This window comes from Cutibacterium acnes (genome assembly GCF_003030305.1).
GTDB lineage: Bacteria > Actinomycetota > Actinomycetes > Propionibacteriales > Propionibacteriaceae > Cutibacterium > Cutibacterium acnes.
In genome coordinates this window covers 1,147,154-1,169,003 of the sequence record NZ_CP023676.1, presented here as the reverse complement: position 1 = coordinate 1,169,003, position 21,850 = coordinate 1,147,154, and the positions used below count along the sequence as shown (strand labels likewise).

The following is a 21,850-nucleotide window of genomic DNA, read 5'->3' as shown; positions in this document are numbered from 1 at the left end:
GTTGGAGATCTCGCCCATGAATAAGCTTCATCTGACCACCCTCGGGAACGGCCAGCAGGACGTGTATTGGTGTCACGGGGTATTTGGGCAAGGAAAGAACTTCACCCGCGTGGCGAAGGATCTCCTTGCTACCGACCCCGACGCCTATCGCTGTATCCTCGTCGATCTGCCGAACCACGGCCGATCTCCCTGGACCCAAACTTTTTCTTATCGCGACATGGCCGACTCCTTGGCAGCCACCGTCAAAGCCACCAGTGGGAACCGTCCAGCCCACCTGCTGGGTCACTCGATGGGTGGCAAAGTTGTCATGCGGACGGTCCTCGACAACCCTGACTTAGCCCGTAGCCTCACCGTCGTCGACATGGCCCCGGTGGATTCGCGTCTCACACGCCTGGCACCTCTCGTCGACGCCATGAAGTCGGTGAATCTGACAGCCTTGACCACCCGCCGACAAGCCGAAGAGCACATGTCCGACGGGGTGCCTGACCCGAACATCCGGCAGTTCCTCTTGCAAAACTTGCGCCATGAAACCAGCAATCATGAACGCTGGTATTGGCAAATGAATCTCGATCTATTGGGCAATGGACTGTCCGATATCGGTTCCTGGCCGCCGGTTACCTCGATCTGGGAAGGGCCAGCGCTCTGGATCACCGCCGAGCAATCGGACTATGTCGGCCCCGACCATTCCCAAGCCATGCACGAACTTTTCCCCCAAGTGCGCCGAATCCGTATTAAGAATTCCGGCCACTGGGTGCATTCAGACCAGCCGGGAGTCTTCGTGCAAGTGCTAGCGGCCTTCCTATCACGGTGCCAGGGGCCTCTCACCCCTCGCTAAGGCTCAGCCCATCACAACCGAGCCAATCTTGGTGTCGACCTTTGGAGTAAGGCCATCGTCAGCGAGCCCCTTATGAGCGATGTCAGAGATGCTCCCAGCACCGTCCTTATCGATACTTCCAATGACGAGGAAGGAATCCGACAGCTTGGAGTCACCATAAACCAGGGCGAATTGCGAGCCCAGCCGATGCTGGGAATCGGCGACCAAGGCAAGAGTGCCGGAGCCAACTGATCCTCCGGCCTTGGCTTCCTTCTCAACGGGATAGGAGTATCCTGGACCACCATTCCCGGTTCCGGAAGGGTCACCGCACTGGAGGTACTTGGCATCTCCCGTAGATAATTTGTGACATGAGGTGTCGTTGTAATAGCCCTGCTCGGCCAACGAGATAAACGCGTTGGCGGCACAGGGGGCCATCGCCCGATCAACAGTAAGCACCACGGGAGCGTCATTAATCGTAAGAGTGACGGTGGTGGAACCAGTCTTTTCGATATTGTCAGAAGGCGGCATATCAACTGGGCGAGCAGCCTTGCCCGCGACGGCATAACCGCACGGACCGCTGGCCGCTGCGGGCGCTGGAGTGGTCGTCGCTGATGCCGTACCGGCAGCGTGCGTAGCCGCCCTGGAGCTGGCAGACCCACTCGTCGCAGACGGTAAGCTCGTCCACCACGCATCAGGGGAGTCGCTGACCCCGGGCACTGTTCCGTTGGTCTGTGAGCACCCGGCAAGCAAGGACAGCCCTGCCACGGCGACTGCGGTTGTTGCTCGGCGCGTCATCCTCATGTAATCCGTCCTTCGGTCGATTGGCGACGCGGTCAGGCTACCTATCAGCACAACGGAATAGAGTGAAGACTCACGGGGTTATACCAACCTGCCCCGACGGAAAGGAGGACGCCCATGGATCGGCAGAGCAATCGCTTCAGCTGGCATCCCGGAATCGTGGGTCCTGATCAGGAGGTGTCCGCTCTCATCACTCTGGTGCAGTCTTTTAGTGACACCGGTCTGGTACAGGCACGGGTGCGCGACGCCATCTTATCCCAGCTTCCCCACCACGAGCTCGGGGAATTCGACATTGATCTGTTGCTGGACCATCGCGATTCCCGTCAGCCCATCATCTTCGACACCGACCACTTCGAGGGGTACGAGCGCCCCCGCCTCGTGCTGCACGAAGTCACCGATCAACTTGGCCAAGCGTTCCTTGTATTGGAAGGCCCAGAGCCGGCTCTCGGCTGGGAATCGTTGGTGTCGTCTCTAACGAGTCTTGTCGACTCTATGGGGATCCGACTGACCGTCATTACCGATTCGATCCCGATACCGACCCCTCACACCCGTCCTGCCATAGTCACACGCTGGGCATCACGACCTGAACTCATTTTGGGCTCGACGTCTCCCTTCGGCCGCCTTCAGGTACCGGCCTCATTCCCCGTCGTACTCGGTCAGCGGTTGGGGGAAACGAACCACGCTGTCATCGGGCTTGCCTCCCATGTACCCCATTACTTAGCCGATCTGGATTATCCTGAATCGGCTCGCGCCCTCGTGGAGGCATTACGAGGAGCAACCGGCCTGGCACTACCCATCAACTCCTTGGCTGTAGCTGCCAACACAGTCCGCGCCGAGATCGATACCCAGGTCAATAATTCTGAAGAGCTCAAAGCTATGCTCCATGCTCTAGAGGAGCAGTATGACTCCCGGGTTGCCCAGCGAGAGCTCGGCACAACGCAAGTTGCCGTCCCAGATGCCGAGGACATCGGTGCTGAAGTCGAAGACTTCCTGCGCTCGATCGACGAGGATGATGGACCCAGCAACGACGATCCCGACACTCAAGGCTCTGGTCCCCGACGCAGTAGCGATGATACTTCCGACGACGACAAGCCTGATTATCACCCCCGCCGCGGGGGCGACCTGGACAACTGACGGCGGTGTCGGTACCCGAGCCTAGACTGCCCACCATGGATCTGGGAGTCGACCTAGGAACCACCTACAGTGCGGTGGCTGCTATGGAATTTACTCTGCGTCGGGAACGCAACCTTCTCGTCGATCTGGATTCAACGATCCTACATATTCCGATGGCCGAGGTGGCACGAGCGTGCAAGCCTCTCATAGATCGCACTATTGAGACGATGGAGCCACTATCCTCTCTGCTCAACGGTGCTAATTCTGACATCGCAGGCATCCACCTTGTGGGCGGGACGACATCTTTGCCCATCGTCCCGCGCCGTCTACGTGAGTTATGTGGCCGAAAGGTGCACCGCTCCCCTCATCCGACGCCTGCAACCGCCATCGGCCTGGCTGTCGCAGCCGACGCTGGCACCCTCGGCATCGGTGATCGTCTATCGCGTGGCTTCGGTGTTTTCCGTGAGACAGAATTCGGAGGTGGGATTGAGTTCGACGTCCTTACCGACCAAACTACTCGGATAGCGGGGACGACCATCATCACGAGAAAGTACCGCTGCCGCCACAACATTGGCGTATTCCGCTTTGTGGAGTTCTCGCGAACCGACGCCATCGGCGAGCCGGTAGGCGACCTCATTCCCCCTCGCTACCGTCGTTTCCCCCCCTTGACGAAACCCTGCAACACTCCAGCGCTGAATTCGATGCTGACCAGGTCGAGGTGCAGGAAACCAATAACGGCCACGTCATTGAGGAGACTTACACTATTCTTGAAACTGGCATGATCACCGCGACAATTACCGACGTGGACACTGGCTGGTCTATTACTGCCACTAAGGGCCGGCCTACGACGAGCACCGGTACGGGTCGCGCATGAGCAAACCCAACCAGCCGTCGAAGCCTCGGCAGCTGATACGCAAACTCATCACAATTCATTCTGCCCCTGGGCGCAGCCGCCAGGCGGTCATCTCCGTCATCCCGATAGCTGTGTCCCTCGTGACTATGGGCCTGATCGTCAGCCCGACGCATGCGGCTATGGGCATGATAGGAGCAATGGGCGCCCTAGCCGGCAACAACAATGCTCCCTTGTCACGAGCCCGAATCCTTTTTGGAGTTGGTACTGCGACGATCTTTTCTCAATGCCTAGGCCTGATGTCGGTGCAGATCGAATGGCTTCTGCCCATCATCCTCGCTAGCTGGAGCCTGATCGTCATCTGGGTATGGCACGCCCTGCAGCTGGGCCCGCCGGGCCCACTTAATATTCTCTTCGCAGCCGCATTCGGCACCTATATGGCCAGTCGCGGCTGGACGGTCAGCACGGTATTCACTTCCACCGTGCCGTCCTTCCTCATCGCCGCTATCGTATCGATGATCATCATCCTCGCCTCTCCGCACCGCCCGGTCCGTGCCGCAGTTAAAAAGGCTGAAAACGCAGTCAACGCCTACTGCGAACCTGATGACGATGCCGACAGCCACGAAGTTGCACGACTACGTTCAGCGGCCCACGCGGCCATTCACCTAGCGTGGTGGGCCTACAATGACGGTCACTCCTCCGGCGTGGACAACCCGTCCGAGATGTCCGAGCTGTCGGATTTGCGAGCCCGCCTCATCACCGCCCACATGCGACTCGAGCACGAGCTGCGACTGGAAGCCTTCCCCTCGGCCGATGTTTCCCTGCCGGACCATGTCGACTGGACTCCGCTTGGTCGCCCCAAAGCCAGCTACCTGCTGCGAACTGCGCTGGAACGGGGATCGCGACCGACGATGGTGGCACTGCGCGCGGCAACAGGTGTCTTCTTCGCCTCTCTGCTTATGATCCTGTTACCGTTCGGCCATCCATACTGGGCGGTACTGAGCGTCCTCATCATGATTCACATGGACGCAACTCGCTCGGACATGACGATCCGCGCCATTCACCGGGTGCTCGGTACCGTCGTCGGCCTCGGCCTGTACCTGGCGATCGCCGCATTCGGCCCCTCAGGCTGGGTCAAGATCGGTCTCATCATCGTTTTCCTGTGGACCATGCAAGCCCTGGTGACGCGCAATTACGGTCTCGCCTGCATCTTTATCACCTGTTTCGCACTATTCATGACGCCACTAACAAAGCCCGGTCAGATGTACCAGCTCGCCCAGGACCGCATCGTCGAAACTATTGTGGGTTTGACAATCGGCATCGTCACCATCCACATCGTCGGTCGACGCGCCCCAGTACTGCTGGTGCGAAGTCAATATCGCCGAACCCTTCGTTCCATGATGCCAGTACTGAGATCCCTATCTCAGGGACGCACCAAAACCCCGCAAGCTCAGATCGAGCGCAATCAGATGGTCCACGAACTCATTCAAGGTTCGGCCTTGCTGTCGGCCACCCGTCCTGATGCTCCGCAGGCTTTACAAGACTGGTCCAAGGTAGACCGCACTGTCACCGAAACCGGCTACGACCTGCTTTCGGTCTGTTGGCACACTGGTAACGGACCGGTGCCTTGGGCTCGGCGGCTGCTGGCCGATATCGCCATCTTCATTACAGGTCTTCCGCCGATCTCGAGCCAGAACCTTGACGCCCACAGCGTCGCCGAAGAGATGGAGAAGATTCGGATGGATATGGTGACCTCTCTACCGGGGGTCAAGTGATCGAGTACAGCGTTCTAGCAGGCCCAGTTGAGACAGAACTTGAGATCAAGCGATCAGTCTTCCTCACCCGGCTGGTGCGCGTGACCTGTGAGGACGAGGCTCGGGAGGTTATCGCCCAGGCTCGGCACGACGGCCACAACGCCCGCCACCATGTCTCCGCCTTCGTACTGGGAGCAGATCGTGGGGTTCAGCGGTGCAATGACGACGGCGAACCTGCCGGCACAGCGGGAATGCCCACCTTGGCGGCCCTCACAGCGGCGGATCCGAGAGGAAATCCGGATCTGTCCGATGTCGTCGCCGTCACCAGTCGGTGGTTCGGCGGCATCAAGTTGGGGACCGGAGGTCTCACCCGGGCCTATGGGAACGCCGTTAGCAACGCTCTAACAGTGGCTGCCTTCCACCGACGGGTCATGATGGACACCTTTACGACTACCATCGGCCTGCGTCGAGCTGGTCACGAGGAGGGCGTTATCCGTGCCGCCGGGCATGACGTCACCAACGTGGAATACACCGCTAAGGGGTCCATCGTGACGTTGGCGTGCCGCGCCGACCGTGGGAGTCAGATGGCTATCGATCTGGCCAAGCTGCTGGGTCGCGAGGTCAGACTTACGCCGGCGGGCCAGTGTTGGGTCGACATCGAAGCGTGAAGAGACACACGAGGGGCTGCGGTAAGATGCCCTACGCTAGCGGCGTGCAGACATTTCAGCCCCGCAAGGTGGCAGTAGTCCACAACTCTGTCAAGACGCAGAACAACCCTCACTGGCACGACCTCATCGAAAAGAAGTGCCGTGAGCACTGCGGCGTCACCCCTGTTTTCTTCCCCACGACAGCCGACGACCACGGCCAGGGTCTAGCCTGTAAGGCCGTCGATGAGGGGGCCGAGATGGTCCTCGCCCTTGGGGGTGACGGCACCGTCCGTCAAGTCAGTGCAGGCCTAGCCAACACTGGGGTCCCCATGGGAATACTTGGGATGGGCACTGGGAACCTCTTGGCCCGTAACCTCGAGTTGCCGCATACCGATCTCGCCGCATCCCTCGATGCCGCGCTAACCCGCCCGGTTAGGGCAATTGATCTGGGCTATGTCCGATTCGATGAGTCCGAGGAAATCTGCTTTACCGTCATCATTGGGATGGGAATGGACGCCCAGACAATGGCCGGTACCCGAGACCGACTCAAGGACAAGGTCGGCTGGCTAGCCTATGTCGCCTCGGGTGCCCTGACCCTGGTGCAGCCGGGATTCCAAGTCAGAGCAAGCGTCGACGGACGCCGCCCCGTCATCACTCGGGCGCGAACGATGTTGGTCTGCAATTGCTCAGTACTTCCCGGCGGCGTCGTTCTCGTCGCCGACGGTCGCATTGACGATGGGGCCCTTGACGTCCTCACGCTGTCTCCCCATGGCATTGTCGGATGGATCGCCGTCCTCAACCACTTTGTCACCCGACATCGGCACGGCCATCGCCTCGTGCGCCACGCGACGTCGCGAACAGCCCTCGTCATGTCTGGTTCCGGCCCGATCCTGGCGGAAGTTGATGGAGACCCCATCGGCACAGTGACGACAATGAGGACCCGTGTAGCCCCAGGGGCCCTGCTCGTACGAGCCTGACAGCCTCGTCAAGCCGTGAGCCTGTGCTGCCGAGCTAAGGCGTGAGCGAGGTCGCGGCCACGATGGGCCGCGTTGTTAAGGAATGCTGGAAAATCCGCTACCGCATCACCGTCGGCAGAGTCGGACAGAATCCGCACCACAGCGAAAGGCACACCGAGACGATTGGCTGCCTGTGCTAGAGCCGCACCTTCCATTTCGACGGCGCTAGCCCCAAATGTGGCGCGTAGCCAGGCGACCTTCTCGGCCTGAGCGATGAACTGGTCTCCACTGACTATTGGCCCCGCCACCACTTGATGGCCACGAGGCTCCTCCAGCGCGCGCAATACGTCTAGCACTAGGGCGAAAAGGACGGGATCCGGTTCCCAGTACGGTGGTTCCCCAGGAACAGTACCGATCGGGTTACCAAATGCGGTGTCGTCAGCATCATGCTGCTGGAACCTATTGCCGACAACGACGTCACCGATTCCTAATCCGGGCGCGACAGCCCCAGCGACTCCGGTGAAGACGATGCGTGTTGCGCCAGCCTGAACCATTGCTGAAGCAGCTAACGCAGCATTCACCTTGCCGATACCGCATTTAGCCAGCACTACTGGGGTACCGTCTAACCGTCCGCGCAGTAATTCGCACGGACCATCAAGCTCTTCGACGTCGTCGAGGTCAGCTCGGATGAGGCGCACCTCATCCTCCATCGCCCCCATCAGACCAAGCACTCTCTTACAACCCTCCGTCAGCAAACCATGTCCATAGGCTTATGGCCTCATTCGAAAAGTGAGGGGTCCCCGGCACCCCGACGGGTGACGACCGCCTCACCGGAGGTGAAGTCAACCACCGTAGTCGGTTCGACGCCACAGTCCCCTGAGTCGAGGACAGCATCGAGTTGGTCACCGATCTCGTCTTGAACCTGCCAACCGTCGACCATAGGTGTGTCCTGACCGGGCAGGATGAGGGTGGAGGAGACAATGGGCTCATTTAATGCTTCCAGCAGGGCCAGGGCTGTCACATGCTCGGGAACGCGCACCCCAACGGTTTTCTTTCGCGGGTGCAGCATGACCTTCGGAACATCACGAGTGGCATTGAGAATGAAGGTATATCGCCCTGGCACAGCGGCACTGACGGCACGAAACACCCAGTTATCCATCTGGACATACTGGCCAACCTGCGCAAACTGGCTCATGACCAGGGTGAAGTGATGCTTGTCAGATAACTGGCGAAGTTTGCGAATCCGGTCCACGGCATCCTTATTCCCTAGCCGGGCACCGAAGGCATAACCCGTGTCTGTCGGGTAGGCGATAAGACCGCCATGGTGCAGGATGTCGACGATCTGATTGAGAGAACGCTGCTGCGGGTTCTCCGGGTGGACCGGAAAATACTTAGACACCTCATCATTGTATCGCTGCAACGGCCTCAGCGAGCCAGCAAAGTACACATTTCGCTCGCCCGACCGTGTACTTCGGTTAGTCCAATAAGGGCTAATAGACGAGTAGGCCGGGTGATTTCCGTCGCGACGCTGACGGCGTCTCCATTGACATCGATGACAAGCTGGCTTAGTCCATCCGCTTTAGCCCTTCGCGCGGATGCCTCCGCCGCCATACGAGCAGCACTAGACCCATCTTGACCGACGAGCTGTGCCGCGGATCCTTCCTCACACCCGGCTCGAGCCGCCTCGGCGGCAACAGTGTGGGCGACGCGTACTGCCCGAGATCGCTCTGCACCATCGACTGCCACCCCCGCGGATATCAGAAGGATTGGCAGTAACACGGTGACAAGAACAGACATACTCACGCCGCGATCGTCACGACGTCGCTGTGGGGAGACAGGGAAACGCCATCGCGAGAGCGGTGGGGTCGAGTGTCGATCGCACGAGGGATGCATCGTCATGCCAGCAGAACAGCACGACAACCATCGGTCCGGCAAGGGTTGACTTTTACTCCCCTGTGTGCCGGTTCGACACATACCATAGGCTTGCTAGCGTTACCCCACACGACAAATGAAAGGTTTCCCTATGGCCGTCAAGAAGGTCGCACTCCTCACCGCGGGCGGATTTGCGCCGTGCCTATCCACCGCGATCAGTGGATTGATCCAGCGCTACACCGAGGTAGCACCTGAGGTCGAGATCATCGCCTACAAGCACGGCTACGAGGGCCTGCTCAAGGGAGACTTCCTCGAGGTCACCGACACCGTTCGCAAGAATGCCGAGATCCTCAAGCGTTTTGGTGGATCCCCGATTGGCAACTCGCGGGTCAAGCTGACCAACGCCGCCGACCTCGTAAAGCGTGGTCTGGTCGCCGAAGGCGACGACCCGCTCAAGGTTGCCGCCGATCGTCTGGTTGCCGACGGGGTTGACATTTTGCACACCATCGGTGGTGACGACACTAATACCACCGCCGCCGATCTGGCCGCCTATCTGGCTGAGAATAACTACGGCCTCACCGTCGTTGGCCTGCCGAAGACCATCGATAACGACGTCGTGCCGATTCGTCAATCGCTAGGTGCTTGGACGGCTGCGGAACAAGGTTCCCGCTTTGCTCAGAACATCGTTGGCGAGCACAACTCCGGATCACGCATGCTCATCGTCCACGAAGTCATGGGCCGTAACTGCGGCTGGCTCACCGCCGCTACCGCCGCCAAATACCGCGAATGGCTCGATACTCAACAGTGGCTACCTGAGATCGGGCTGTCCAAGAAGGCCTGGGATGTCCACGCCGTATATGTCCCCGAGGCTCACATCGACCTTGAGGCCGAAGCCGCACGCCTCAACAAGGTCATGGACGAAGTTGGCAACGTCACTATCTTCCTGTCCGAGGGGGCTGGCCTGGACGCCATTATTGAGGAGATGGAAAAAGACGGTCAGGAAGTCCCGCGCGATCCCTTTGGTCACGTCAAGCTCGACAAGGTGAACCCGGGTGCTTGGTTCGGCAAACAGTTCGCCGACAAGCTCGGTGCCGAAAAGGTCATGGTCCAGAAGTCCGGCTACTTCTCCCGTTCGGCAGCCTCGAACGAAGCTGACCTGGAGCTCATCGGCCGCTGCACTGACCTCGCTGTCGATTGCGCCCTGGCCGGTAAGACTGGCGTTATCGGCCAGGACGAGGAGAACGGCGACACGTTGACGAACATCGCCTTCGATCGGATCAAGGGCGGCAAGCCTTTCGACACCACTCAGCCGTGGTTCACCGCCATGCTCAGCGAGATCGGGCAGGCCTGACAGCTATGGCCCAACAGTGGCCCTTCCGAATGAACGTGGTCCCCGTCGGGACTGGTTGACAACGGAAGGGCCACCTTGCGCTAAGCCCAAGTTGCCATTCGCTGCTGGGAGCGGCCGACCGCGAGCACGGAAAGGAACGCCCAGAACATCAGCAGCGCGAGGTAGATGAATACCAAGCCATATCCCAGCCGTTGAGCCAGATAAGAACTGAACATCGGTCCGGCAAAAGCCCCAAAAATGCCGTAGGCGCTGAAAGCCAGGCCGAAGATCGGACCAAAGTGCTTGATACCGAAAAGGGGCGTCAATAGCACAGGGGAGATCGTGAAGATAGTCCCCAAAGCGACGCCAGCCAGAAAAGCCACGACGATGAGTGCCCAGCCACTGGCGACGAACCCCAACAGCATGTAGCCAAAGGCGAGGGTCACGGATGTAACACCCCCGATCACCGTCGGGCCAATATGGTCGAGCAGCATCGCGTTAACCACCCGTATCAGTCCATTTCCGGAAACGAAAGCTGTGACGGCAGCCACCGCACTTACTTGCACCCCAATATCGTTAAGATGTGCGGAGTAAGTGGCAGCAAAAGTCATCATCGTAATGGCAGCCCCACCGCCAGCGAACCACATCGCCCACACCTGCCAGAATGCGGGAGTCCGCACAGCTTGAGCAGTTGTCACCGCCGGCCCAGAAATCTCTCTCCGCGCGACTGCCAACTCTTCCGCATGTTTTTTCTCAAGCCAATATGGGGTGGAAAGAAAAATCACCATCATCTGTGTCAGGGCGACGGCAACCATGAGCGTCAAAACCGTGGCTGTGAATCCCCAATTTCTCAGCATGCCCGCCACGATAGGGGCCGCCGCAGCAGCCGGAAGCGCAAAACTAGCGTTGACCAATCCGGTGACCAGTCCCAACCGTCGCGGGAACCATTCCTGGACTGCGGTCAATGAGGGAGAATAGGTGAAAGCCGAGGATGCCCCGGACAACAGCGCCCAAACATAAGCGATGGGTAGCGACCGTGGGTTAACCAGCACGACTGCTAGAGACACAAGCATAAGAACCGTCGCCACAACATACATCCAGCGGGTACCCACCTGCTGCCGGACGATCCCAGCGACATAAGTCAGCATCCCCGACGCAAGGACCGCGCACGTCGTCACCCAACCCAATGATGCGTCCGAGGCCTTCGTGACGGCCCCCCACCATGCGGTAAACAGGGGAGGCAACGTGAACATGACGACTCCGGGAAACAACGTACCCAGAAGACTGGCTGCTAAGGCGCAATTGGCTCTCCGTGACGAAGACCCTTGCAAAGTCGCAATTCCCTTTCTGGGTCCGAGAGGACCCGACGACGTGGGGACTTATCACACCTTGGACGAGCGCCACCAAGGCCACAGCTGGGCAGCTTAGTTGAAGTCGCCTCGCCGTGAGCGGACCAGACATCACACAACACGCAATCAGTGGTTCAACGTTCCTCGCGGCGTCGACCGAGTATGGCGCTAACTGCCATGCCCCCGATAGCACCGACAATACTCGCACCAATGATTGGCCAACGGTGAGGCTTGGTGTACGACGAGGCAACCGTGCCAGAACTCGCGGGTGCGTTGTCGAGGCTTACCGCGTCTTCCGTCTTATAACGCCATTGGTCTCCCCCATTGCTGTTTTCTCGAGCAACGCCATCAACGACCGTGTACCCCGGGGGAACGACCTCCTTATCATCCTCGTCGTCCTTCGTCGCCTGCTTAGCGGTGCGGTCCGCTAAGGCTGCTTCCCAGTGCCCTTCAGCCGTCATACAATCCTCGCGTCCAAGCAACGGCTCGTCGCAATCGTTCCATTCCTTATCGATAGCCGGCTGGTTCGCAGTCGCAATCCACGACGCAATAAAGAGGATCAATCGAGCGACGAGATCAAAGACCAGCATGACAATGATGATCGACCCGAAGGCTTGAACAGCTTTGTTAGAGTTGAAGGCCCGTACGAGGTATCCGGCACCCACCTGCACCAGCGCAAGGGCGAATCCAGCCGCCAGGGACCCTTTGAGAATTGGCGGCCAACTCGTCTTGACTCGCGGCATAACGGTGTATAAGAAAATGAAGAGGAGCCAACCCGCAATCGTCGTCGCCACTAGGCCTGCCAGCGTTAGCAACAAGCCGTATCCAGGAACCGAATCGAGGCCGGTCCACCGGGCCAGCATGCCGGTCATGGAGGAGCCAACCTGGGAGGTGATGATCGTCAATAAGGTCACCAGTAACAAACCGAGGAATGTGAGCATATCGGAGAGTTTGGCTCGCATGAAACCACGGTCATCACCAACCATGTCAAAGTCGGGAGCCCACTCCGCTTGAATTCCCTTGCGGATGTTTCCGACCCACCCAATTCCGGCCCACAACGCAGTCAGGATAGAGACAACGAACGCCCAGACAGATCCACCGACTTTCATGGCATTCTCAATGATGGCGCGAATCTGTTGCTTATCGCTGGATTCGGTAGCCAGGCCTACGACTGAATCCACGACCTGGTTAAGCAAGTAGGGGCTCAAACGGCTTAACACCAATCCCAACACCGCAAAGGCAAATGCAACGACCGGGATGATCGCCAGCACCGTGAAATAAGTAATGGACGCGGCGAAATGATTGCCAAGACGTCGGTTAAACCGGGTGTGGGCTCGCAGCAGATGGGCGATGCTGGGCCGCTTCATGATGCCGGTGATGGTGTCCTTCACGGGAGCCTCCTCGTTGAGATCATCGCATGGAGGAAGCTCTTGATGCACGCTCACCGATCGTAAGGAGGAAACCGAGCGAGATCATCTCCCCCTCGATGACCACGTAATCAGGAGGCGTGCTTGGCGATTCTGCGTGCAGTGAACTCGTCGAGCTCAGTGTCCACGACCGGATTGAGACGCTCGCTAGGCAGTTCGGCAAGACTTCCCTGAACGTCGCGCCACACCCCTCCTAGCGCAATAGCGAACATCCCCTGCCCGCCATGCAGCAGGTCAATGACTTCGTTGTCATTAGTGCACTCGTACACCGAGACCCCGTCGCTCATGAGAGTGACGCGAGAGAGGTCCTCAGCCCCGTTGCTGCGTAGATGGTCAATAGCCACCCGGATCTGTTGAAGAGATACCCCAGCGTCAAGGAGACGCTTAACAACCTTGAGCATGAGGATGTCGCGGAAAGAGTACAGGCGCTGACTTCCCGAGCCACGAGCTGCGCGAATCTCCGGACGAACCAAGCCGGTTCGCGCCCAGTAATCGAGCTGACGATAGCTAATGCCAGCAGCACCGGATGCGACCGGGCCTCGGAATCCGATGTCCTCAGGCAGCGGGGCAAAGTCTCCCTCGAAAAGAGCGTCCTGACCGCGACGCGCGTGGCCGTCGAGGGGAATCTCAACACTCGGCTGCTCACCGGTCGTTGCCATATCGTCACCCTTCACCAGTTCTACTCATGGTCTCATTGACGAAGCGTGGCGCCTCGCCGACGTCCTTGACGCTACGGCGCAAGCCTCCAGCAGCGTCGAAGCCACGCCGCCTGCCTCACATCGTTTGCACTCTCCTACCTCAAACATGCATTTCACTAGGTGTTTTACTGTAGCCTTAAGGTCAACCAGAGGTCGAGGGTCCCGGCCCAAAGTCGTCAGGGCTAACGTCATCAAGGAAGTGCCGGAACTCTTCGAGAGCGTCCTCAGGGCCAGCATCGAGGAGAATCCCGGCCGTGGAGATGACTTCCTCGGTGCACCAGATCGGTACTGGAAGACGTAGGGCAAGGGCCACCAGATCGGAGGGTCGAGCGTCGATACGCATATCGCCTAGCACCAGTTCACCGAACCAAATGCCGTCCTCAACCTTGGTAATGATGCACTGCGGCTCTTCCTCACACAGGACTGCGATGGCACGCGCCAGTAGGTCGTGGGTGAGGGGACGCACAGGCTCCGTTTCGTTGATGGCATCCGCAATAGCTGTTTTTTCAGGATCCGCGATCCATAAGGCAAGATGGCGTCGACCATCAGCTTCACGGAGCAGCAGCACCGCCGCTCCGGAGACAGGCTCGGTCCGAATCTCGGCAACCTCGAGCAAGACCATGCGATCAGCCTAGCGCGGACCCCATGTCGATCAGTTACCCGACCAATGTTCCAACATGTCGTAGACCATGGCGGTATGAGCGTGCATCATTACCTTGGTCGTCTCAGCAGCAATCTTTGAAGCCTGCTCAGGATGCCGCGCGTGTGGGATAAGGGCCTGTTCTATAAGTCCGGCTTCATGCTCCGCAGCCTGCCTGATGGCACGCATGTGACGAGTATCCATGCCGTAAGCCGCCAATCGACGTGCTGCGACACAGATAACGAGGGCCTCTTGACCGAAGTACGAGGCTCCCCGCTTGGGCCGTACCAGCTGGTGACGCTCAAGCTCCATGAGCATGGCCTCGGTAATGCCAGAGGCACGGATGAGTTCACGTCGGTTCATCCGGATAGGGCCACGGGTCCGGACAATTCCTTGACCTGTCGGCTGAGGCTGAGGATCAGGAGTCCCCTCGTTCTCAGTGGGCAAAGGAGGTGCCTCGGAAACCGGGGGCTCCTCGCCTCGGTCCATCATTTCCAAGTGGTCCCTGATGACCCGCAATGGTTGGAAGTGGTCACGCTGGCAGGTCAGGATATACCGCAATCTCTCGACGTCAGAATCGGAGTACTTGCGGTATCCCGATGGTGCCCTCTCAGGGGACAACAGGCCCTCGGACTCTAGAAATCGGATCTTGGAAATGCTCAGATCGGGAAAATCCGGTTTGAGAGTCTTCATGACCTGTCCGATAGTGCGGACAGACCTTGGCATCAGACGCGACCGGCCCCACTCGTCCCCGATGCCGTACCACCGGTGTGGTAGGTCATCCGGAACTTTCCGATCTGCACCTCGTCGCCATCGCGTAGGACCGCCGACCCATCGACAAGAGTGCGATTGACGTAAGTACCATTGAGGCTGCCTTGGTCCTCAACGACCATTCGGCCATCTTGACGAATGAACTTCACATGGTGACGAGACACCGTGATGTCGTCAAGGAAGATATCGGAATGCGTAGAACGCCCTGCCGTCGTCTCGTCCTGATCCAGCAGAAATTGGGCGCCGAGATTCGGGCCACGTCGCACAATCAGCATGGCGTTCTCAGCAGGAAGATCGGCGATGTCCTGCAAGACGCCGGCTGGAAGATCCACATTGGGAGAGGTTTCTTCAGCCACCGTTGGTTCGGTAATGGTCGGGATCACGCCAGTGTTGTCCCCCGGTGTGTCAATGGGCACCCCAAGACGGGTCCCACATCGGGAGCAGAAGTTTGCGCCATCCTCACTGACGTGGCCGCACATGGGGCACTTATTCATGTTCGCGTCCTCGCTCTCGGGGGTCTCCGGAGTAGTCATTTTAGGGGTACCTCCCCCACGCTCGCGAGGTATTCGTCAGGGTCAAGCAACTCGTCCAACTGCTCGGGGTCTGACAGTCTCACGTCGAAGAGCCATCCGTCCCCCCACGGGTCCGCCTCAACCTGGTCAGCGTCAATCGACGGGTTCACCGCAACAACCTCTCCGGCTACTGGCGAAATAATCTCCCAGGTACGCACGGAAAACTCCACGTCTCCACAGGAATCCCCGGAAACGACCTCCTCACCGTCATCGGGAAGAGACACTGATTCCACCGGTCCAAAATGGTCCAGGAGGACTGACGTGACTCCGAGTCGCACCCGGCTACCGTTGCCGGGCCTAATCCACAGGTGATCCGAGGTGCACAATACATGATCGGGAATCTCGGTCATCACCACCTCCATGACACGGGCGACGTAAAAATCTTTATACTCGCAGAGTACCGCGCCGAGAGCATTGATGCCTGCCTCATCTCACCGGTGTGGCGTGGGTCATCGGTTGTGGACGGGCCACCGCCGTAATAGTGAGATCGCGCGAGGTCGTGACCTCGACACTGGCACCTACCTTGTCCGATTCCATCTGGGAAACCAAACCACCACGGAACTTCGCTCCCTCTTTGAGAGCGTGTGGTTGGCCAATAATCGTCAACGTGTACGGGCGGGTGACGGTCGTACCGCTGACTTGCAGGCCGTCTGGGCTTGCCGCAAACCATGTATCAGCAACGATACGCACCTTGTTATTGAGAACCATGGCTTCGGCCCCGGCATCACGCATCTCTTCAACGGCATCAAGCACCATATCTGAAGTAACCTTGTCCTCAGGATCATCAATGGTGATCTTGATACCGGGTCCGTGGACGGGGATCGTGCCAGCCAAGATTTTCATCCGAGTGAGCCGTTCTTCAGCTTCTTGCCGAGCCACCTTGCGCGAATCAGCACCCGACTGGAGGTCCCTTGTCGTAGCGCGTAGGTCAGCGATCTCAGAATCAAGCTGGCGTGACGAATCCGATAACGAATCCAACATCGTCACCAGGTCGGCCCGACTCATCGTCGAGTAGGCGTCCTGATCGTGCCGGGATCGTACTTGAGTGACGACCATGAATGAGCACAAACACAACATGATGGCGACGAGGATCTGGCCAGTAGACACCGAGGCCAGATCCTTGCCGATCTTGCGCCAATGATTCTCGGCCCACTCCCGTCGATCGTGATGATCAGGCATGAAGCACCTCACGCCGGATGGCGGCAGCATTAGTAAAGATGCGGATGCCTAAAACGACGACGACAGCGGTCGACAGTTGCGATCCCACGCCAATCTGGTCTCCCACCCAAACGATGAGAGCCGCAATGGCAACGTTGGACAAGAATGAGACGACAAAGACACGATCCGAGAAGGTATGGGCTAAATAGGCACGCACCGCACCAAAGATGGCGTCCAGAGCAGCGACGATCATGATCGGCAGATACGGCTGCAAACCGGGAGGTAGAGTCGGGTTAACCACGATACCGATAATGATCCCGACCACCAGGCCGATGAGCGCAATCATGGGTGTCCTTCCTATGTGCCATTGCCGTTCATCGTCTCATTGTCAACGATGAGGGCTCGCGTGACTCACCGATGCCTTCGATCCTGGAACTGAGACCCGATCCTTCGTCGTTACTTGGTAGGTGATTGACGAATTGTCCCTGAGATAGGTCATCCAACGGCCGCCAGGTGTATCTGCCAACTCGGCCGGCAGCTTCTGCGGTGAGCCAATAGCTTCGACAACGTACGGGCGAGACAGCGAAACGTAGTCCACCGTGATCGCCGATCCAGCAGAGCGAATCGCAGTGCGAGGTCCAATACGGTGTCCGTTGATGGCTACCGCTTCCGCCCCGGACTGCCACACCGCATTGACTAGCTTCCGCATATCCTTATCGCCAAGTTCATCGGCAGGAGCAGCATTCGCGTCATCAAGGATGATACGCACCCCTGGACCCGCCATCGGAATCATCGCGGAGTCTTGACCGGCCTCATCGTTGCGTGGCGTAGCCTCCGCAGCCTTCATGACATTAACAGACGCACGAAGCTTCGCCAATTCGGCGTGCTGGGCCGACTCGTGGGCCTGAGCTGATTGCACGTGGGCGACAAGATTTTTGCGTTCCCGCGCGTCTAAGGGGGCCCGTGCAACGGTCGACCGCCACGCGATACCAATGAGCACGCCCGTCACCAGAAGCAACGCCACCGCTATTACCCCGACTGGGCGGCGAGAGGTGGCGCCAGGGTTCCGATCGTGGTGTTCCTGGTAGCCCTGGTCCAAGGCCTGCCCGCGAACCTCCCTCAGCAAGTCCATTGACGCATCTGGACGCTGCTTCACGAATACTCACCCCGCGAACTGATGCGTGGCAGCGTCCGAACGATGCGGATGGTCTGAACTAGGTAGAGGAAGAAAGCCCACCAGTAGAGACCTGTCCCCCATACCGCGAAGGCCCATCCCAGCACCCTACACGCCGTCCATCCACCGGTACCGAAGCGCCCAAGTAACACCAGCGGGAAGGAGTACAGCAGGCAAAAGGTCGCTGCTTTTCCGACGAAGTGCACCGGCAGAGATGTAAATCCACGTGTACGCAGAGCTGGCATGAGACAGGCCATACACACGTCGCGAGCGATAAGGACAATCACCAGCCATAACGGAATTACGTCACGTAGAGTCAGGGCAATAACGGTTGCAAAGATGTAGAGACGGTCGGCAACCGGATCGAGCATCTGCCCAATGCGGGACACTTGGTGCCAGCGGCGGGCTATCCGACCGTCAAGCCAATCCGTCAGGCCTGCCACGGCAAGCACTGCGACTGCCCAACCGTCTGCGCGCGGCCCTAAAGCCAACCACAGGAAAATGGGTACACCGATGAGTCGGATGACCGACAGGACATTAGGAACCGTCCAGAACCGGTCGGTATCCCACGGGTTGGCCTCGGAAACTTCATTAGGCGGCAAGGTGCGCGTCACGACATCCACCCTAGTCATCGGCATCCCTCATCCGGGAGCCCGGCCACCCTGTGAAGTCCTTTCTCACGACTCACACGCCCGACGCACCGCCACCATCCGTTGGACGACGGTGATTGCTCCTGCCAGCGTCAGGTAGCACAACGCAATTGGCAGCGCTACCACACACCAGTGTGGGAAGGCTCCTACTCTGGCAAGCCCGGTGATCTCGATGGCCACCAGGCTCACCAGTAGACGGTCCGCACGAGTCGCGATGCCCACCTTAGCCTCCAGGGCGAGAGACTCAGCTTTGGCACGCACATAAGAGGTCGCCATACCGAAGACCAACGCCGCGCAAGCCATCGCTGTCCAGAGCACGCTGTTCCCTGGTCCTGCGAAGTACAAGGCCACTCCAGTAAAGATCGCGGCGTCACCGAAGCGGTCCAGGGTAGAGTCCAGGAAGGATCCCCATTGGGAGTGACGACCCAGTTTGCGAGCCATGTTGCCGTCAAGCGAATCGGAGAAGATAAACAGAGTAACCAACCATGGTCCCTGCCACAGCCAGCCCTGCGGGAAGCAGATAAGCGCCATCAGCACGGCGCCAATGGTTCCGATCCAGGTGACCACGTCAGGGGTGACATGGGCTCTCAGCAAGGCGTCGGCAATGGGATTCATGACCTTGGCCCAGCCAGCACGGAAGTGCTCAAGCATGACCCACCCACGCATCGGCAAGCATCTGGCGCCCATCGCCGAGCAATTGCGGTACAGCACGGACCCCGGCAACGATGGGCAGAAAGTTGGTATCGCCGGTCCACCGCGGGATGACGTGTTGATGCAGGTGCGCGGCAACCCCGGCACCACCGGATGCCCCCTGATTGATGCCTACGTTGAACCCTTGTGGACGGGACACCTCCTGGAGGGTCCGGATGGCATCCTGGGTGAGCTCGGCCATCTCGACGACTTCGTCTTGGGTTGCATCGACGTACCCAGCAACGTGGCGGTAAGGGCATACCAGCATGTGCCCAGGTCCGTAGGGATAAAGGTTCATAATGACGTAGCAGTGCTCGCCACGGTGGACGATAAGGGCGTCCTCGTCGCTACGCTGCGGGGCTCTACAGAAGGGACAACCATCCTCCGGCCGGTTACCTCGAGGCTTATTTTCACCAGAGATATACGCCATCCGATACGGGGTCCAGAACCTCCTGAAGGGATCCGGAACCCCGACCAGTTCCTCGGCGAACTCGAGACGGTAATCCTCAGTCATCAACGACTCCGCGCAGCGTCTCGGCAGTCGGATCGTCGTTGCGGTGCCGACTGTCCCAAGCTGCAATGATACGCACTGCCTCGTCCAGGACGACGCCATTGACCTGAGAGCCATCACGCAGCCGGAAGGATACGGCACCAGCCTCGGCATCCTCACCGCCCGCGATGAGGATGAAAGGCACCTTGTCCTTAGAGGCGTTGCGGATCTTCTTGCCAAACCGGTCCGAGGACAGGTCCGTCTCGACCCGAATCCCGCGGGAACCCAACACCTCTGCGAACCCGGTGACGTAGTCGTTAAAGGCCTCAGCCACCGGCACCAAGCGCACCTGGACCGGAGAGAGCCATACCGGGAAAGCACCGGCGTAATGCTCGGTAAGCACACCAATAAACCTCTCGACACTACCCAACTTGGCTGAGTGCAGCATGATCGGACGCTGATGGGTGCCGTCAGCAGCCGCGTATTCCAAGTCGAACCGCTCAGGCTGGTTAAAGTCATACTGAATCGTCGACATCTGCCAGGTACGCCCGATGGCATCCCTAACCTGCACCGAGACCTTCGGGCCATAGAAAGCCGCACCACCCGGATCAGGGACCAGCTGCAAACCAGTGCTACGGCACACCTGGTCGAGGGTGTCGGTGGCGACCTGCCAGTCCTCATCGGAACCGATGAATTTCTCCTTTTTCGCGCTGTCGCTCTCACGAGTAGACAGCTCGAGGTAAAAGTCATTGAGGCCAAAATCGGCCAGGATCGACAGGAAAAACTCGATCTGCTTCTTGATTTCGCCGGGGGCTTGCTCACGGGTGCAGTAGGTATGGGAGTCGTCCTGGGCAAAACCCCGCATACGAGTCAGTCCATGCACGACGCCCGACTTCTCGTAGCGATAATCGTGGCCCATCTCGAAAAACCGCAACGGCAACTCACGGTACGACCGACCCCGTGACCGGAATATGAGGTTATGCATCGGGCAATTCATAGCCTTGAGGTAATACTCCTGACCGGCTCGAGTGACGTTGCCCTCCTCATCTCGCTCCTCGTCGACAAGCATCGGCGGGAACATAGTGTCGGCGTAGTAGGGCAAGTGACCCGAGGTGTGGAACAGACCTCCCTTAGTGATCTCCGGAGTGTGGACAAAGTTGAACCCAGCCTCCATGTGACGAGCGATGACGTGTTCCTCGATGAGATGACGCAGCATCGCGCCCTTAGGGTGGAACACCACCAGGCCCGGGCCGATTTCCTCAGGGAAGGAGAACAGATCGAGCTCGGCTCCCAGCTTGCGGTGATCGCGCCGCTCGGCCTCTTTGATCCGCTGTTGGTAGGCCGCCAAGCCCTCACGGCTGGCCCAGGCTGTTCCGTAGATGCGCTGCAACTGGTCGTTGGCTTGGTCACCCTTCCAGTACGCGGCCGAGAACTTTGTCAGGGCGAAGGTATTGGCCAAGTACTTGGTCGAGGGCACATGGGGGCCGCGGCACAGATCCTTCCATGCCACCTCGCCATTGCGACGCACATTGTCGTAGATCGTCAGCTCGCCACCGCCGACTTCGACTGAGGCACCCTCAGCACCCTTACCCTTGGTGCCAATGAGCTCCAACTTGTAAGGCTGGTCGGCCAGCTCCTCGCGGGCGGACTCCTCAGTGGTGACCCGACGCACGAAGCGCTGATTCTCTTTGACGATCCGCTTCATCCGCTTCTCAAGCTCAGAAAGAACCTCGGGGGTGACGGGCTCAATATTGCCGAAGTCATAGTAGAACCCGTCGGTAATGAACGGACCAATACCCAAGTTCACCTCGGGGTACAGCTGCTGGACGGCCTGAGCCATGACGTGGGTAGCCGAGTGCCGGATGATGTTGAGCCCGTCCTCGCTGGTGGCCTCAACCGGCTCCACCTCGGCGCCATCATGGAGTTCACGCTGCAGATCGACGAGGTTGCCGTCGACCCGCATGGCAACGACGGCACGGTCGGAGCCGAAGAGATCCAGTCCGGTGGTCGTAGTGTCCACCTGCTGGGTCCTGGAGGTACCGGAACGGTGCAGGGTGATGCTGATGGACACGATTGACTTCCTCACTCGATTACAGT

26 protein-coding genes are annotated in these 21,850 nt (G+C 59.1%); 8 read left to right on the top strand and 18 right to left on the bottom strand.

All coding sequences use genetic code 11. From position 1 onward, the window contains the following. Positions 1 to 16 precede the first annotated feature (16 nt). Positions 17 to 835 (top strand): alpha/beta fold hydrolase, encoded by an 819-nt coding sequence (locus CPA42_RS05895; protein ID WP_002514999.1) that lies wholly within the window; start codon positions 17 to 19, stop codon positions 833 to 835. Between the two features lie 3 nt (positions 836 to 838). Here CPA42_RS05895 and CPA42_RS05890 read toward each other — a convergent pair whose 3' ends face one another. Next, positions 839 to 1,342, bottom strand: a complete 504-nt coding sequence (locus tag CPA42_RS05890) for a peptidylprolyl isomerase (RefSeq protein WP_002518975.1) — start codon at positions 1,340 to 1,342, stop codon at positions 839 to 841. 70 nt (positions 1,343 to 1,412) lie between these two features. Between CPA42_RS05890 and CPA42_RS05885 the strand changes: the two genes are divergently transcribed. The 6 genes from CPA42_RS05885 (at position 1,413) to CPA42_RS05860 (ending at position 6,953) form a co-directional block, all read left to right on the top strand. Further along, complete coding sequence (locus CPA42_RS05885; RefSeq protein ID WP_002518976.1) at positions 1,413 to 1,619, top strand: hypothetical protein; 207 nt, start codon at positions 1,413 to 1,415, stop codon at positions 1,617 to 1,619. Between the two features lie 110 nt (positions 1,620 to 1,729). Next, positions 1,730 to 2,746 carry a PAC2 family protein gene (locus CPA42_RS05880; RefSeq protein ID WP_002514993.1) on the top strand — a complete coding sequence of 339 codons (1,017 nt, stop codon included), beginning with the start codon at positions 1,730 to 1,732 and terminating at the stop codon, positions 2,744 to 2,746. A gap of 35 nt (positions 2,747 to 2,781) precedes the next feature. Continuing rightward, complete coding sequence (locus CPA42_RS05875) at positions 2,782 to 3,507, top strand: Hsp70 family protein (protein ID WP_002525417.1); 726 nt, start codon at positions 2,782 to 2,784, stop codon at positions 3,505 to 3,507. 88 nt (positions 3,508 to 3,595) lie between these two features. Further along, on the top strand, positions 3,596 to 5,350 hold the full coding sequence (locus tag CPA42_RS05870; RefSeq protein ID WP_002514998.1) for an FUSC family protein: 1,755 nt from the start codon (positions 3,596 to 3,598) through the stop codon (positions 5,348 to 5,350). After that, complete coding sequence (locus CPA42_RS05865) at positions 5,347 to 5,997, top strand: IMPACT family protein (RefSeq protein WP_002517856.1); 651 nt, start codon at positions 5,347 to 5,349, stop codon at positions 5,995 to 5,997. Before CPA42_RS05870 ends, CPA42_RS05865 begins: the two co-directional genes overlap by 4 nt. A 26-nt stretch (positions 5,998 to 6,023) precedes the next feature. Continuing rightward, positions 6,024 to 6,953 (top strand): diacylglycerol/lipid kinase family protein, encoded by a 930-nt coding sequence (locus tag CPA42_RS05860; protein WP_002515033.1) that lies wholly within the window; start codon positions 6,024 to 6,026, stop codon positions 6,951 to 6,953. Between the two features lie 8 nt (positions 6,954 to 6,961). On the opposite strand, the gene CPA42_RS05855 is transcribed toward CPA42_RS05860, so the two are convergent. Genes CPA42_RS05855 through CPA42_RS05845 form a run of 3 tightly spaced genes read right to left on the bottom strand, consistent with a single transcriptional unit; the run spans position 6,962 to position 8,678 of the window. Further along, entirely contained in the window at positions 6,962 to 7,663 is a 702-nt protein-coding gene (locus CPA42_RS05855; RefSeq protein ID WP_002515018.1) for a 5'-methylthioadenosine/adenosylhomocysteine nucleosidase, read from the bottom strand. Positions 7,664 to 7,710: 47 nt separating this feature from the next. Continuing rightward, a complete protein-coding gene (locus CPA42_RS05850; RefSeq protein WP_002551083.1) occupies positions 7,711 to 8,331 on the bottom strand; it encodes an L-threonylcarbamoyladenylate synthase in 621 nt (206 codons plus the stop codon). A 26-nt stretch (positions 8,332 to 8,357) separates the two neighbouring features. Then, positions 8,358 to 8,678, bottom strand: a complete 321-nt coding sequence (locus CPA42_RS05845; RefSeq protein WP_002515031.1) for a hypothetical protein — start codon at positions 8,676 to 8,678, stop codon at positions 8,358 to 8,360. A 277-nt stretch (positions 8,679 to 8,955) separates the two neighbouring features. On the opposite strand from CPA42_RS05845, the gene CPA42_RS05840 reads away from it, so the two are divergent. Further along, positions 8,956 to 10,155, top strand: coding sequence for a pyrophosphate--fructose-6-phosphate 1-phosphotransferase (locus CPA42_RS05840; RefSeq protein WP_002515012.1), 1,200 nt, complete (start codon positions 8,956 to 8,958; stop codon positions 10,153 to 10,155). An 80-nt stretch (positions 10,156 to 10,235) separates the two neighbouring features. Here the strand turns inward: CPA42_RS05840 and CPA42_RS05835 are convergent, their stop codons facing one another. From CPA42_RS05835 to thrS, 14 genes are all read right to left on the bottom strand, one after another. Beyond that, positions 10,236 to 11,387: an MFS transporter gene (locus tag CPA42_RS05835; RefSeq protein WP_002515017.1), complete on the bottom strand. Its 1,152-nt coding sequence runs from the start codon at positions 11,385 to 11,387 to the stop codon at positions 10,236 to 10,238. 230 nt (positions 11,388 to 11,617) lie between these two features. Beyond that, positions 11,618 to 12,928, bottom strand: coding sequence for a YhjD/YihY/BrkB family envelope integrity protein (locus CPA42_RS05830; RefSeq protein ID WP_002518982.1), 1,311 nt, complete (start codon positions 12,926 to 12,928; stop codon positions 11,618 to 11,620). A gap of 53 nt (positions 12,929 to 12,981) precedes the next feature. After that, positions 12,982 to 13,569, bottom strand: coding sequence for a MerR family transcriptional regulator (locus CPA42_RS05825; protein WP_002518983.1), 588 nt, complete (start codon positions 13,567 to 13,569; stop codon positions 12,982 to 12,984). A 181-nt stretch (positions 13,570 to 13,750) separates the two neighbouring features. Beyond that, complete coding sequence (locus CPA42_RS05820; RefSeq protein WP_002515026.1) at positions 13,751 to 14,230, bottom strand: bifunctional nuclease family protein; 480 nt, start codon at positions 14,228 to 14,230, stop codon at positions 13,751 to 13,753. Positions 14,231 to 14,260: 30 nt separating this feature from the next. Next, entirely contained in the window at positions 14,261 to 14,974 is a 714-nt protein-coding gene (gene ftsR / locus CPA42_RS05815; RefSeq protein WP_002513631.1) for a transcriptional regulator FtsR, read from the bottom strand. Then, positions 14,974 to 15,552 (bottom strand): FHA domain-containing protein, encoded by a 579-nt coding sequence (locus CPA42_RS05810; protein WP_002515030.1) that lies wholly within the window; start codon positions 15,550 to 15,552, stop codon positions 14,974 to 14,976. The genes ftsR and CPA42_RS05810 overlap by 1 nt, the downstream gene beginning before the upstream one ends. After that, the gene (locus CPA42_RS05805) at positions 15,549 to 15,953 is read right to left on the bottom strand and encodes a glycine cleavage system protein H (RefSeq protein WP_002518984.1); all 405 of its coding nucleotides are present in this window, start codon (positions 15,951 to 15,953) and stop codon (positions 15,549 to 15,551) included. Before CPA42_RS05805 ends, CPA42_RS05810 begins: the two co-directional genes overlap by 4 nt. A gap of 64 nt (positions 15,954 to 16,017) precedes the next feature. Next, on the bottom strand, positions 16,018 to 16,770 hold the full coding sequence (locus CPA42_RS05800) for a DUF881 domain-containing protein (protein ID WP_002515023.1): 753 nt from the start codon (positions 16,768 to 16,770) through the stop codon (positions 16,018 to 16,020). Then, a complete protein-coding gene (locus CPA42_RS05795; RefSeq protein WP_002513635.1) occupies positions 16,763 to 17,095 on the bottom strand; it encodes a small basic family protein in 333 nt (110 codons plus the stop codon). Before CPA42_RS05795 ends, CPA42_RS05800 begins: the two co-directional genes overlap by 8 nt. A gap of 42 nt (positions 17,096 to 17,137) precedes the next feature. Continuing rightward, entirely contained in the window at positions 17,138 to 17,881 is a 744-nt protein-coding gene (locus tag CPA42_RS05790) for a DUF881 domain-containing protein (protein ID WP_002518985.1), read from the bottom strand. Between the two features lie 20 nt (positions 17,882 to 17,901). Further along, positions 17,902 to 18,561 (bottom strand): CDP-alcohol phosphatidyltransferase family protein, encoded by a 660-nt coding sequence (locus CPA42_RS05785; protein WP_002518986.1) that lies wholly within the window; start codon positions 18,559 to 18,561, stop codon positions 17,902 to 17,904. A gap of 39 nt (positions 18,562 to 18,600) precedes the next feature. Further along, on the bottom strand, positions 18,601 to 19,224 hold the full coding sequence (gene pgsA / locus CPA42_RS05780; RefSeq protein WP_002513638.1) for a phosphatidylinositol phosphate synthase: 624 nt from the start codon (positions 19,222 to 19,224) through the stop codon (positions 18,601 to 18,603). After that, positions 19,217 to 19,777 carry an HIT family protein gene (locus CPA42_RS05775; protein WP_002515011.1) on the bottom strand — a complete coding sequence of 187 codons (561 nt, stop codon included), beginning with the start codon at positions 19,775 to 19,777 and terminating at the stop codon, positions 19,217 to 19,219. Before CPA42_RS05775 ends, pgsA begins: the two co-directional genes overlap by 8 nt. Beyond that, on the bottom strand, positions 19,770 to 21,839 hold the full coding sequence (thrS, locus tag CPA42_RS05770; RefSeq protein WP_002520495.1) for a threonine--tRNA ligase: 2,070 nt from the start codon (positions 21,837 to 21,839) through the stop codon (positions 19,770 to 19,772). The genes CPA42_RS05775 and thrS overlap by 8 nt, the downstream gene beginning before the upstream one ends. Positions 21,840 to 21,850: the final 11 nt, after the last annotated feature.

Excerpts from the sequence above, each read along its gene's own strand:
- CPA42_RS05825 (WP_002518983.1), bottom strand. The coding sequence starts at position 13,569 with ATGGCAACGACCGGTGAGCAGCCGAGTGTTGAGATTCCCCTCGACGGC.
- CPA42_RS05870 (WP_002514998.1), top strand. The coding sequence starts at position 3,596 with ATGAGCAAACCCAACCAGCCGTCGAAGCCTCGGCAGCTGATACGCAAA.
- CPA42_RS05785 (WP_002518986.1), bottom strand. The coding sequence starts at position 18,561 with ATGCCGATGACTAGGGTGGATGTCGTGACGCGCACCTTGCCGCCTAAT.
- CPA42_RS05875 (WP_002525417.1), top strand. The coding sequence starts at position 2,782 with ATGGATCTGGGAGTCGACCTAGGAACCACCTACAGTGCGGTGGCTGCT.
- CPA42_RS05810 (WP_002515030.1), bottom strand. The coding sequence starts at position 15,552 with ATGACTACTCCGGAGACCCCCGAGAGCGAGGACGCGAACATGAATAAG.
- ftsR (WP_002513631.1), bottom strand. The coding sequence starts at position 14,974 with ATGCCAAGGTCTGTCCGCACTATCGGACAGGTCATGAAGACTCTCAAA.
- CPA42_RS05790 (WP_002518985.1), bottom strand. The coding sequence starts at position 17,881 with ATGGACTTGCTGAGGGAGGTTCGCGGGCAGGCCTTGGACCAGGGCTAC.
- CPA42_RS05895 (WP_002514999.1), top strand. The coding sequence starts at position 17 with ATGAATAAGCTTCATCTGACCACCCTCGGGAACGGCCAGCAGGACGTG.
- CPA42_RS05860 (WP_002515033.1), top strand. The coding sequence starts at position 6,024 with ATGCCCTACGCTAGCGGCGTGCAGACATTTCAGCCCCGCAAGGTGGCA.
- CPA42_RS05835 (WP_002515017.1), bottom strand. The coding sequence starts at position 11,387 with ATGTTCACGTTGCCTCCCCTGTTTACCGCATGGTGGGGGGCCGTCACG.
- CPA42_RS05775 (WP_002515011.1), bottom strand. The coding sequence starts at position 19,777 with ATGACTGAGGATTACCGTCTCGAGTTCGCCGAGGAACTGGTCGGGGTT.
- CPA42_RS05805 (WP_002518984.1), bottom strand. The coding sequence starts at position 15,953 with ATGGAGGTGGTGATGACCGAGATTCCCGATCATGTATTGTGCACCTCG.
- CPA42_RS05880 (WP_002514993.1), top strand. The coding sequence starts at position 1,730 with ATGGATCGGCAGAGCAATCGCTTCAGCTGGCATCCCGGAATCGTGGGT.
- CPA42_RS05890 (WP_002518975.1), bottom strand. The coding sequence starts at position 1,342 with ATGCCGCCTTCTGACAATATCGAAAAGACTGGTTCCACCACCGTCACT.
- CPA42_RS05795 (WP_002513635.1), bottom strand. The coding sequence starts at position 17,095 with ATGATTGCGCTCATCGGCCTGGTGGTCGGGATCATTATCGGTATCGTG.
- CPA42_RS05840 (WP_002515012.1), top strand. The coding sequence starts at position 8,956 with ATGGCCGTCAAGAAGGTCGCACTCCTCACCGCGGGCGGATTTGCGCCG.
- CPA42_RS05820 (WP_002515026.1), bottom strand. The coding sequence starts at position 14,230 with ATGGTCTTGCTCGAGGTTGCCGAGATTCGGACCGAGCCTGTCTCCGGA.
- pgsA (WP_002513638.1), bottom strand. The coding sequence starts at position 19,224 with ATGCTTGAGCACTTCCGTGCTGGCTGGGCCAAGGTCATGAATCCCATT.
- CPA42_RS05800 (WP_002515023.1), bottom strand. The coding sequence starts at position 16,770 with ATGCCTGATCATCACGATCGACGGGAGTGGGCCGAGAATCATTGGCGC.